The sequence below is a fragment of the Branchiibius sp. NY16-3462-2 genome, assembly GCF_001594145.1.
In the GTDB taxonomy this organism is placed as follows: domain Bacteria; phylum Actinomycetota; class Actinomycetes; order Actinomycetales; family Dermatophilaceae; genus Branchiibius.
The window spans coordinates 305,437-317,109 of sequence record NZ_LVCF01000001.1 but is presented as its reverse complement, the minus strand read 5'-3'; the positions used below and the strand labels follow the sequence as shown (position 1 = coordinate 317,109).

9 protein-coding genes are annotated in these 11,673 nt (G+C 65.6%); 5 read left to right on the top strand and 4 right to left on the bottom strand.

The window, feature by feature from the left end; translation table 11 throughout:
• Positions 1 to 54: 54 nt before the first annotated feature.
• The 4 genes from AZH51_RS01455 to add all read right to left on the bottom strand — a co-directional run bounded on the left by AZH51_RS01455 (position 55) and on the right by add (position 5,300).
• Positions 55 to 1,776, bottom strand: coding sequence for an ABC transporter substrate-binding protein (locus AZH51_RS01455; protein ID WP_367188018.1), 1,722 nt, complete (start codon positions 1,774 to 1,776; stop codon positions 55 to 57).
• 82 nt (positions 1,777 to 1,858) lie between these two features.
• Entirely contained in the window at positions 1,859 to 2,341 is a 483-nt protein-coding gene (soxR, locus tag AZH51_RS01450) for a redox-sensitive transcriptional activator SoxR (protein WP_291520489.1), read from the bottom strand.
• 55 nt (positions 2,342 to 2,396) lie between these two features.
• A complete protein-coding gene (locus AZH51_RS01445; protein ID WP_291520487.1) occupies positions 2,397 to 4,085 on the bottom strand; it encodes a DUF222 domain-containing protein in 1,689 nt (562 codons plus the stop codon).
• A 147-nt stretch (positions 4,086 to 4,232) separates the two neighbouring features.
• Positions 4,233 to 5,300: an adenosine deaminase gene (gene add / locus AZH51_RS01440; protein ID WP_291520485.1), complete on the bottom strand. Its 1,068-nt coding sequence runs from the start codon at positions 5,298 to 5,300 to the stop codon at positions 4,233 to 4,235.
• A 155-nt stretch (positions 5,301 to 5,455) separates the two neighbouring features.
• On the opposite strand from add, the gene AZH51_RS01435 reads away from it, so the two are divergent.
• Genes AZH51_RS01435 through AZH51_RS01415 form a run of 5 tightly spaced genes read left to right on the top strand, consistent with a single transcriptional unit; the run spans position 5,456 to position 11,669 of the window.
• Positions 5,456 to 6,826 carry an MFS transporter gene (locus tag AZH51_RS01435; protein WP_291520483.1) on the top strand — a complete coding sequence of 457 codons (1,371 nt, stop codon included), beginning with the start codon at positions 5,456 to 5,458 and terminating at the stop codon, positions 6,824 to 6,826.
• 13 nt (positions 6,827 to 6,839) lie between these two features.
• Positions 6,840 to 8,720 carry a translational GTPase TypA gene (typA, locus tag AZH51_RS01430; RefSeq protein WP_291520481.1) on the top strand — a complete coding sequence of 627 codons (1,881 nt, stop codon included), beginning with the start codon at positions 6,840 to 6,842 and terminating at the stop codon, positions 8,718 to 8,720.
• Positions 8,720 to 9,463 (top strand): PIG-L family deacetylase, encoded by a 744-nt coding sequence (locus AZH51_RS01425; RefSeq protein ID WP_291520479.1) that lies wholly within the window; start codon positions 8,720 to 8,722, stop codon positions 9,461 to 9,463. The genes typA and AZH51_RS01425 overlap by 1 nt, the downstream gene beginning before the upstream one ends.
• On the top strand, positions 9,460 to 9,948 hold the full coding sequence (locus AZH51_RS01420) for a flavin reductase family protein (RefSeq protein ID WP_291520477.1): 489 nt from the start codon (positions 9,460 to 9,462) through the stop codon (positions 9,946 to 9,948). Before AZH51_RS01425 ends, AZH51_RS01420 begins: the two co-directional genes overlap by 4 nt.
• Positions 9,945 to 11,669: a VanW family protein gene (locus AZH51_RS01415; RefSeq protein WP_291520475.1), complete on the top strand. Its 1,725-nt coding sequence runs from the start codon at positions 9,945 to 9,947 to the stop codon at positions 11,667 to 11,669. The genes AZH51_RS01420 and AZH51_RS01415 overlap by 4 nt, the downstream gene beginning before the upstream one ends.
• The last annotated feature ends 4 nt before the right edge of the window (positions 11,670 to 11,673 follow it).

Below are 11,673 nucleotides of genomic sequence, written 5' to 3'. Positions count from 1 at the left end.
CCCCTATCACGGAAAGCACGCCGACCGCTGACGCGGCCGGCGTGCTCCGGGTGGTTACTTCTTGACGGCGGTCGCGAAGTCCTCGGCGGTCAACGGGCTGGCAACCACGCCCGTGACGTTCTTGCCGAAGACAATCGCCGGCGGCGAGCTGGAGATCGGCAGACCGGGCAGGTACTCGGTCATGATCTGCTCGTTGATCTTCTCGTACGCCGCGTTGCGGGCGTTCTCGTCGACCGTGCCGTCTGCGGTCTTCAGGTCGTTGACCAGGGTCTGGCCCCAGGGGTAGGCGCCGACGTCCATCTGCCCGGTGGCCGGGAAGAAGCTGCCCAGGAAGTTGTCGGTGTTGTTGAAATCACCGGTCCAACCCATCAGGTAGGCAGGCGCCTTGCCGGCCTGGGTCTGGTCGATGTAGCCACCGGCCCAGGGCTTGGTGATCGTGTTGACCTTGACGCCGACAGCTTCCCAGTCCGCCTTGATCGCGTTGAAGATCTTGATCGGGCTGGGCATGTACGGCCGCGAGACCTCCGAGGGGTACCACAGGTCGATGCTCAGGTTGCTCTTACCAGCTTCGGCCAGCAGCGACTTGGCCTTGGCCGGGTCGTAACCGTTGGGCTGCAGCGACTTGTTGTAACCGTCGACGGTGTTGGGCATGAACTGCGTGGCAACCGTTGCGCCAGAAGGCAACTGGGACTTCACCAGCTGGTCGCGGTTGATCGCGTAGTAGAGGGCCTGGCGGACCTTGAGGTCCTTCAGGTCCGGGTCAGCCTTGGCGTTGAGGCCCAGGTAGAGGATGTTGAACGCGGGGCGCACCTCGAGGTTCATCCCGGCGGACTTCAGCGAGTCCCAGTCGGTCGGGTTGGGCAGGTCGTAACCGTCGATCTGACCGGCGAGCAGCGACTGCTTGCGCTGCGACTCGTCGGGGATGATCGAGAAGACCAACTTGGCGACCTTGGCCTTCTCGCCCCAGTAGTCGTCGTTGCGGACCAGGGTGATCGTCTTGTTGGTGACGTCGTAGCTGCTGAACTTGAACGGGCCCGTGCCGGTCGGGAACTTCTGCGCGTACTCCGACTGCACGAAGCCGTCACCCTGGGCCTGGATGTTGTTGGCCTTGTACTTTTCCATCGCCGTCGGGCTCTGCATCGACAGCGAGGTGAGGGACAGGCCGTTCGGAATCTTGGAGGAGGCCCGGGCGAACTTCAGGACGACCTTGTCGGTGCCTTCCGTGGTGCAGCCCTGGTAGAGGTCGTCGGCCGACTTATTGTAGCCGCCCATGACGGTGGTCCAGTACTCCGAGGCGCTCTGACCCGCCTGGTTCTGGGAGTCCATCCGCTCGAAGTTCTTACAGACCGCTTCGGCGTTCAAGGCCGTACCGTCGCTGAACTTCACACCCTGGCGGAGGTTGAAGGTCCATTCCTTGCCGTCGGAGGAGCCGGTCCAACTGGTTGCCAGGCCCGGCTCGGGGTCGGCGGTGCCCGGCTTGATCGCGACCAGCGTGTCGAAGATCTGGCGGCTGACTCGGAAGGTTTCGCCGTCGGAGCCGTAGAACGGGTCGAACGTCGAGGGCGCACCCGCCGCACCGAAGGTGAGGGTGGCATTCGATGCGCCAGCGGTGCCGCTGCCGGTGGTGCCACCGGAGTCACGGTCGGACTTGGCGCAGCCGGAAAGCGCCAGGGCCGCGACGCTGGCGATGGCCAGTGGCGCGGTCAGCCGGGAAAACTTCATCTGATTGAACTCCTGCTCGGGCAGATTCCTTGCGACCGTCGCCGGGTTGGCCACGGTTTCCGGGAACGGTATAGCAAGGGGGTGCCCCGGGTGTGGGTTCCGCTGCCGATGTTGCGGTGTTGAGACCTTTGACTCATCAGCTTCGATCCGGGTCTTCGCGCAACAATCGGGGCAGGAGGCGCGCTCCCGGCCCCTGGGCGGCTAGTTCGTCGCCCAGGTTCATCACCGTGCAGCGCTTCAGGGACAGACAACCGCAACCGATGCAGCCGTCCAGGCCGTCACGTAACCGTTCCAGCGCCGCGATGCGCTCATCGAGGTGGTGCCGCCAGTGGCGCGACAGCCGGGTCCAGTCCGCTTTCGTAGGGGTGCGCCCGCCGGGCAGGGTGTCCAGTTCCTCGCGAATCTGCTGCAGGGACAAGCCGATCGTGGAGGCGGCCCGGATGAAAGCCAACCGGCGCAGTACGGCGCGTGGATAGATCCGGTGCCCGCCGGGTGTCCGTTCGCTGCTGATCAGTCCTTCGGCCTCGTAGAACCGCAGTGTCGGAGCACTAAATCCACTGCGCTGCACGATGTCTCCGATGGGCAGGAGTTGCTGCATGTAGATCCTCCGGACGTCCATCAATCTCAAGTCGACTTGAGATTAGACCCTACGTGGTCACGTCCGGAATCCGCCGTCAGTCGCCGGGGGTGGTGAGGTAGGTGTGGCCGGTGGGGCTGGTCCAGGTGCAGACCCCGGTGGGGGACATGACCACTTTCCAGCCGCCTTCGTGTTTGGCGCGGTGGTGGTGGCGGCACAGGCATTGCAGGTTGCTGGCGGTGGTGTCTCCGTCGGGGTAGCGGATGACGTGGTCGATATCGGACAGTTTCGCGGGCCTGGTGCAGCCGGGGAAGCGGCAGTGTTGGTCGCGGGCTTGGACGAACCGGGCCAAGCGGGCACCGGGCCGGTAGAACCGGTCACCGGTTTCGATGACGGTGCCTGTTGCCGGGTCGGTGAGGGCTCGGGAGAGTTTCACGCCGAGCAGGTGGGTCATTTCGGTGATGGTCCGTGCGGGTATCACCCCCACCTTTGGTAGCAGCAGGTCACCGATCATCCCGGCACCGGTGGCTTTGGTTGGTGGGCGGTGTTGGTGGGTGAGGTTGTCCGGTTCGGGCGCGTGCCCACACCCCGGTGGACCGGTTCGTTGTTGAAGTTCGGTGGAGGTGCTGGCGATGGCGTTGAGTTCGGCGAGTTCTGCATCGAACAGCGCCCGCAGTTCCTCGTCCATCAAGTCGCGGCCGTTGAACGGGACTATTCCTTCGGCGGCCCAGTCGATCCCGGACTCATCAGCCCACGGCAGATCATCGAAATCCAGGCCATCGAACGGGTCGTCGCCGGGGTCACCGGCGAACGGGTCATCCCCGCCGGTTCCGGTCTGATCGTGGGATGCGGCCGCAGCTGGCGGGTCAGCGTCGGCTGGGGCAGTGGTGTTGATCGGGATCAGGAACGTCAGGTGCGTGTCGACACCGACCCCGGCCAGGGTCAGATCCGTGAGGGCGTCGACCCGGCATTCCGCCAGGGTCTTGTCCGTCGTCGTGACTGAGTGCAGGTCCCGGGCTAATTGGTCGATCGCGGCCATCAGCTTCGCCGCATCCAACGTGGGGAGCACCGCGGTCAGTTCCGACAGTCCTGGTTCGTGATGCTCCCGCACGAACACCCCCACCGCCGAACGACGCCGAGCTTGGGCTGCGGCATCTGCCCCGATCGGGTCCAGGCGCACCCTCAGCCGGCGGGCCTTCGCCCGCAGTTTTGCTGCGGTCGTGGTTTCGGGGTCACCCGCCAGAACCCGATCCTCCACCGCGGCGGTGACGTGCTCGGGGGCACCGGTAGTGACGTCGGCGACGACGGCGGCTTTGAACGGGTCCAACCCACCGGCACCAACCCGGTCCAACAACCGAGGACAGCGATCGAGGGTGTCGATGGCGGCGCTGATCCGGTTGCCGGCTTGCCGGTCCGACCAGCCCAGGCGGGTCGCGACTTCGAGGGGGAACCATTCATCGACGAAGCTGCCCGGCTCATGCCGCACTTCACGGGAGATCAGTCGGGGCAGAGCGTCTTCGACCGGGTTGGGGTCCTCGCGGTGCTCGATCGCCGCGGCCTGCGCGATCCGATGGGTCTGTACCGCCCAGGCACTGTTCTGCACCCGTTGGGCGAGCTGGATGTCGGCCAGCAACGCATCCTCAGACAGGTCCGAAAGGTCTTTATCGACGCGGTGATACGCGACCCGCAACAACTGCTCCGCAGCCGCCAACAACTGCGACATAGAGGCGTCCAGAAGCGCTGATTCACGGAGCATTGATGAGCTCTCAGCGGGGGTCGCGGACATACCCCCAGTGTACTGGTGTTCGACTCTTTATCCAGGTTATGCACAGCTAAAATTCAGAAATTTCGGCCGGGCTAGATCGGCATCGACCGCTACACAAACGCGCGTCTTATCGACAGACGCGCGGTTTACAACCCGCGTGGCTGTCGATTACCCGCGCTGATGATCCGCCACGGCCAAGTTCAGTTCGTCAACGTAAGCGCGTTTGGTGTGGTCGTCGGCGTAGGAGGCCATGATTGCGTTTCGCAAAAGCCCGGGAATGTTGTCGCTGCCGAGGAGACCGCTAGCGATCATCAACTCGTTGGTGAGTGTGGTTCCAAACATGGGCGGGTCGTCGGAGTTGATTGACACGTTGAGCCCTGCGGCAACCATCTCCGGCAAAGGATGGTCCTCGACCGAGTTCACGACCCGGGTTCGCACGTTCGAAGTGGGGCAGACCTCCAGATGGACCGCCTCATCTCGCAAGCGTGCGACAAGCTCCGGATCCTCCATCGCCCGGACACCGTGACCGATGCGGTCAGCATGCAAATCGTCGAGTGCGCTACGCACGCTCTCGGGACCGCGGGACTCACCGGCGTGAACGACGGCTCCCAAGCCTCTGGCGCGAGCGATCTCGAAATATTCGGTGTAGTCAACGGGTTCGAACGCCTCGCCTGCGAGCCCCAGGGCGACCAGGCCCTCTGGTGCGTCATCTCCGCACATGCTCAACGCCAGGTCGGCTGACTCGCCCGGTTTGCCGGGGATGTCAATGATCCAGTTGACGGTCAAGCCGGCTTTGCCAGCGTTATACCGGGCGGCATCGAGTGCTTCTGTGAACCCTTGCCGCGGAACGCCGTTGCGTAGCGGCCAGTTGACCGTCACGGTTACTTCTGCATACCGGACTTTCTGATCGGCTAGATCTTGCAGATTCCCACTCGTGAGCTCGTACACGTCCTGGGGCGTGCGAAGCAGCTTCGAGACCCGTTTGTAGACGCTGAGGAAATGTCCGAAGTCGGTGAACTCGTAGAACCTGGCGAGTTCGTCGAGATCGGTCGGCACGCCTGCATCTGGGTACTTCGCAGCAAGCTCGCACACGGTGCGCGGCGCAGTCGCTCCCACGTGATGCAGATGCAGTTCGACTTTCGGAAGATTGTGCACCCACCTCTTCGTTGCATCGGGCAGTGTCGAGGTCTCAGTGGCCACGTGAGCCGTCACGAATCTCGCGGTGGTCGCGGACATGTCCATATTGTCCTGGTGTACGACACCTGGAAACCGTTATGCGCAGCCCAATTTTGCGCATTACCCGCGCGGATACGAGTGCCAGTCAGTTGGCGCATGTCCACCCTCCGGACGGCGGTTGATCTCAAGTGAACTTGAGGTTTGAAGATACTCGGGTGACAACGTGTGAGGCATCCGAAGCTGCCCCAATCAGCCTGTGGAGCAACGGAAACGCGACGGTGGCGCTGGGCGGGACTGCTCTGGTCACGCTGGGTGCGTACGCCGACCGGGCGACGAACACCGTCCTACCGAGGGTCGCGAGCGATCTGCACGGACTGGCCTGGTTCGGCGCCGCTGCGGCCGCCCCGATGATCACGTACGTCGCGGCCACGGCCTGGGCGGGTATCCGCGTCGACCGCCGTGGTCCGGCCAGTGGGATCGTGCTCGGAGCGATCGTCTTCGTCCTCGCACAGCTGGTCAGCGCCATCTCGCCGGATATGGCGCTCTTCACCGGCACGCGCCTGCTGTCGGGAGCCAGTGAAGCCATTCTCGACATCTCCGTCACGGTGCTGGTAGCCCAACTGCTCCCTGAGGAACTGCGGGCCAAGGTCTTTGCTGCCTTCGCCGTCGCCTGGGTCGCACCGTCGGTCGTCGGTCCCGTCGTCGCCGGTAGCCTCGCCGACGGGGTCGGCTGGCGATGGTCCTTCGTGCTCACGGGGCTACTGATGCTGCCGGCCTTCGCGATCGTCGCCCCCGCGCTACGCCGTTCGATCACGGGATCCTCAGAGCGCCGCGCGGATCCGACGGCGCGGCGGCGGGTGCTGGCCGCCGTACTGGCCAGCCTGGTCCTGGGCCTGTTGGCCTGGGTCGGCAGCACCGGTCAGTTGTGGCTCCTCATCCCCGCCCTGGCGATGCTGGCCGTCACCCTGCTGCGCACCCTGCCCGCGGGCACGTTGCGCGCCCAACAAGGGCCGCCCGCGATCATCGCCGTCCGCGCCATGGTCGCCGGCAGTTTCGCCGTCGGCTCACTCTTCCTACCGTTGCTGTTGGTCACGCTGCGCGGCTACAGCCTCAGCCACGCCGGCGTCGTCATGACGCTGACCGCCGCACTCTGGGCGCTGGGTTCGTGGCTGAACGCACGCGACCGGATCCAGGCGTTCTCCGCGGCCACCCGGCTGCGCGTGGCCCTGATCCTGATGGCGCTGGGAGTAGCCGGAACCGCGACCTTCACCCTCGCAGCGGCGCCGGGCGTCATCGGCATGGTGAGCTGGTCGATCGCCTCCCTGGGCATCGGACTGGCCACACCAACCCTGTCGGTCGCGATGCTTGCTGCCGCGCCCGTGCAGGAGCAGGGGCACTACCAATCCGGCATCTACATCGCCCAGGCCACCGCCAGCAGCGTCGTCGGTGCGCTCGGCGGTGCGCTCATCGCGACCGGTCACGACACAGCCGCCGGATTCGGGGTGATGTTGCTGGCCGGCGCGGTCGTCGCCCTCCTCGGCGCAGCCCTCGCCGGGCGCGTGTCCAAACCACTACAAAATCCCTGAGACACTGGTAACCATGGCCCAGAAGACCCGCAGCGACATCCGTAACGTCGCCATCGTCGCCCACGTCGACCACGGCAAGACCACCCTCGTAGACAAAATGCTCTGGCAGGCCGGTGCTTTTGGTGAGCACCAGCACGTCGATGAGCGGGCGATGGACTCCGGAGACCTGGAGCGCGAAAAGGGCATCACGATCCTCGCGAAGAACACCGCGATCCACTACTCCGGGCCCGCCGCCAAGGAGGCCGGTCTCGACGACGGCCTGACCATCAACATCATCGACACCCCCGGCCACGCCGACTTCGGTGGCGAGGTCGAGCGCGGCCTGTCGATGGTCGACGGGGTCGTGCTGCTGGTCGACGCCTCCGAGGGTCCGCTGCCGCAGACCCGCTTCGTGCTGCGCAAGGCGCTCGCGGCCAAGATGCCGGTCATCCTGTGCATCAACAAGGTCGACCGGCCCGACTCCCGGATCGCCGAGGTCGTCGACGAGGCCTACGAACTCTTCATGGACCTGGACGCCACCGAGGAGCAGATCGACTTCCCGATCGTCTACGCCTCCGCCAAGGCCGGCCGCGCCTCACTGGAGCGTCCGGGTGACGGCGAACTGCCCGACGGCGAAGACCTCACTGCCCTCTTCAAGACCATCCTGGAGACCATCCCGGCTCCGACGTACGACGATGAGGCGCCCCTGCAGGCGCACGTCACCAACCTGGACTCCTCCAACTTCCTGGGTCGCCTGGCCCTGCTGCGGGTCTTCAACGGCGAGATCGTCAAGGGCCAGACCGTCACCTGGTGCCGCCACGACGGCACCCAGCAGAAGGTGAAGATCACCGAGCTGCTGATGACCGAGGCCCTGGAGCGCAAGCCCGCCGAGAAGGCCGGCCCGGGCGATATCATCGCCGTCGCCGGCATTCCCGACATCACCATCGGAGAGACCCTCGCGGATGCGGACAACCCGATCCCGCTGCCCCTGATCACCGTCGACGAGCCGGCCATCTCCATGGTCATCGGCACCAACACCAGCCCGATGGTCGGCCGGGTCCGCGGTTCCAAGGTGACCGCCCGCCTGGTCAAGGACCGTCTGGACCGCGAGCTCATCGGCAACGTGTCCCTGCGCATCGTCAACACCGAACGCCCCGACGCCTGGGAGGTGCAGGGTCGTGGCGAGTTGGCTCTGGCCATCCTGGTCGAGCAGATGCGCCGCGAGGGCTACGAACTCACCATCGGCAAGCCCCAGGTGGTCACCAAGGAAATCGACGGCAAGCTGCACGAGCCGATCGAGCGCCTCACCATCGACACCCCCGAGGAGTTCCTCGGCGCGATCACCCAGATCCTGGCCGCACGCAAGGGCCGCATGGAGCAGATGACCAACCACGGCACCGGCTGGATCCGCATGGAGTTCGTGGTCCCGTCCCGTGGTCTGATCGGATTCCGCACCGAATTCCTCACCGAGACAAGGGGAGCGGGCATCGCCCACCACGTCTTCGACGGCTACGAACCGTGGTTCGGACCGATCTCCACCCGCACCAGCGGCTCCCTGGTGTCTGACCGCTCGGGTGCGGTCACGGCGTACGCCATGGTCAACCTGCAGGAGCGCGGCACCCTCTTCGTCGAGCCGACCACCGAGGTCTACGAGGGCATGATCGTCGGCGAGAACTCCCGCGCCGACGACATGGACGTCAACATCACCAAGGAGAAGAAGCTCACCAACGTGCGCGCCTCCTCCGCGGACAACTTCGAGAAGGTCGTCCCGCCGCGCAAGCTGAGCCTCGAGCAGTCGCTGGAGTTCTGCCGCGAGGACGAGTGCGTCGAGGTCACCCCCGAAGCCGTCCGCATCCGCAAGGTGCACCTGTCGGCGACCGAGCGAGCCCGAGCGGCGGCCCGCGCCAAGCGCTGATGACCCGGCTGCTCTTCGTCCACGCGCACCCCGACGACGAAACGTTGTGGAACGGCGTCACCATCGCCCACCACGCGCTCGCCGGGGACGACGTGCACGTCGCGACGTGCACGCTGGGTGAGGAGGGCGAGGTCATCCCACCGGAGCTGGAGCACCTGGAGGGCAGCGAGGACCTGGCCGACGTACGCCGGGCCGAACTCTCCGGGGCACTGCAGGTTCTCGGGGCCACCGGTCATCTGCTGGGCTTCCGCGATTCGGGCATGGTCGGCAGTCCCGCCGCCGCCGACCCGCGGGCGCTGGTCAACAACCTGGCCGCGGCCACCGCTGCGCTGCGTGAGTTGATCGACGAGTTGCAGCCGGACGTCCTGGTGACCTATGAGCAGTACGGCGGCTACGGGCATCCGGACCACATCGCTACCCATCGGGCCACTGTGGCGGCCGCGGGGCAGCTGCCGGTCTGGCAGACGGTGGTTCCCAAGTCGTGGGCCCAACAGGACCGTGAGTGGGTGGCAAACCACCCGCTGGAGCCCGGACTTTCTCCGGTTCCGGTCGACGCCCCGTGGGACCCGTCGGTCGTCCCCGACGACACGGTCACCCACCGGGTCGTCGATGAGGCAGCGGGCGGCGTACGCGCCAAGGCATTGACCCACCACCGCACCCAGGTGGTGGTCCACGACGGGTACTTCGCGCTGTCCAACAACGTTGCGAAGCGGTTGGGAGACCGGGAAGCCTTCGTGTCGTGACCAGGGTGGATCCGGACTTCTACCGGCGGGTGATGGGCCGGTTCGCGACCGGGGTGACGATCCTGACCACCCGGACCACCGATATCGAGCACGCCATGACGGCCAACGGGGTCATGTCGCTGTCCCTCGAACCGGTGTTGCTCGGGGCGAGTATCGAGGTGGACGCGCGCTTCCACGACGCCGTCCTGGAGGCCGGGGTCTGGGGGGTCAGCATCCTGCCGTCGTCGGCGACGGGCACGGCCCAGTGGCTGGCCACCCGGGGTCGGCCACTGCACAACCAACTGGACCGGATCCCGCATGTCAGGGGAATCACAGGTGTCGCGCTGCTGAGTGGCGCGCTGGCACATATTGAATGTGAGACCACCGACACGCTGCGCACGGGCGACCACACATTGCTGGTCGGGCACGTAGTCTCTGTGGCTACCGGCGACGACCAGAGCGCTGCGCTGGTGTATTACCGGGGACAGTTTGGAGCGTTGCAGTGAAGACGGCAGGCAAGGTCGTCGCGGGCACGACGGCCGCTGCCGTCGTGCTAGTCGGCGGGTACGGCGGGTTGGCTGCGCTGCGGGCCGACACGATCCAGGGGGGCACGACCGTTGACGGCGCGCACGTCGGTGGACTGTCCCTCGCCGAAGCGAACAAGAAGGTCGAAGCCGCCTCGAAGGTGATGCTGGCCAAGCCGATCACCATCACCACGGACCAGGGCAGTCTGCAGATCGTTCCCGCCGACTCGGGGATCTCACTGGATACCAGCGACGCCCTGGCGGATCTGACCGGCTTCACCCTTGACCCCACCCAGGTTTTCCAGCGCTACACCGGCGGCGGCCCGCACCGCACGACCCGCACCGTCGTCGACATGGCGGCCTTGCAGCAGGCCATCGCGACGGCCGGCGAGAAGCTCAAGGGTGCTCCGGTGAACCCCACCGTCAAGTTCATCCAGGGCGCTGTGCAGGTCACCGACGGCAAACCCGGCAGCGGTGTCGATGCCGCCGCAGTGGCTCGTCAGATCGCGGACGGATGGCCGGATACGTCGACGTTCAGCACCACGCTGAAGGAAACCGAACCCGAGATCAGTCAGCAGGATGTCCAGACCTACCTGGACACCTTCGCCAACAAGGCGATGTCCGATCCGGTCACCGTGCAGGTGCATTCGCAAAAGGTGAGCCTGTCCACGACGGTGATCTCCGACGTCCTGTCGACAACGATCAAGGACGGCCGGTTGGCTCCCGTTGTCGATGAAACGGCCCTCGACAAGGTTCTGGCCGACACCGCTGGTGCCTTGGTGAAGGCTCCCCAGGCACCCAAGATCATCCAGGCCGCGGACGGCAAGCGCACGATGGTCCCCGGCAGCGACGGATACTCGGTCGTCACCAAGGGCGCCGGCGGAAAGTTGTTGGCGGCTATCACCGCACCCGACCGGACGATGACGCTCGACACGACGGTGCAGAAGGCGTCCGCGGACAATGTGAACGTCAACTCCGTTGGTACTCAGATGATGTCGGAGTTCGTGTCCAGATTCCCGACCGGCTCCTCGAACGCGGCGCGCACCCACAACATCCAGACGGCGCTGGCGAAGATGAACGGTGTCGTCGTGCAGCCGGGCGAACAGTTCAGCCTGCTGAAGACTCTGATGCCGATCGATGCGGCCGCCGGTTACGTCAAGGCGCCGGTCCTGTCCGGCGGTGTCGACGTGCTCGGGATGGGTGGTGGCATCAGCCAGACCTCAACCACGCTATACAACGCGGTCTTCTTTGCGGGAATGCAGCTGGACGAGCACAAGGCGCACTCGTTCTGGATCTCCCGCTACCCGATGGGCCGGGAGGCCACGCTGTCGATCCCGAGCATCGACAACAAGTGGACCAACGACTCCGGCCACCCGGTTCTCATCCAGGCCGGGATCGAGGGTCACTCCGCGGTGATCCGGCTGTACGGCACCAAGGCATTCACCGTGACGTCCACCACGAGTGCACCGTTCAACATCGTCGCGCCCAAGGTGCAGTACATCGCCACCCCTGGTTGCATCAACCAGCCGGCCGTCAACGGATTCGACGTCACCGTCACCCGGATAGTGAAGAATCTCGCTGGCCAGGTCGTGAAGAACGAGAAGCTCACCACCCACTACCAGCCCGCCGACCAGGTCATCTGCACCGGCCAGACCGCCGACACCTCCAAGGTGCCCACCAACGGCTCCGGCGGCAACGACTAACCTT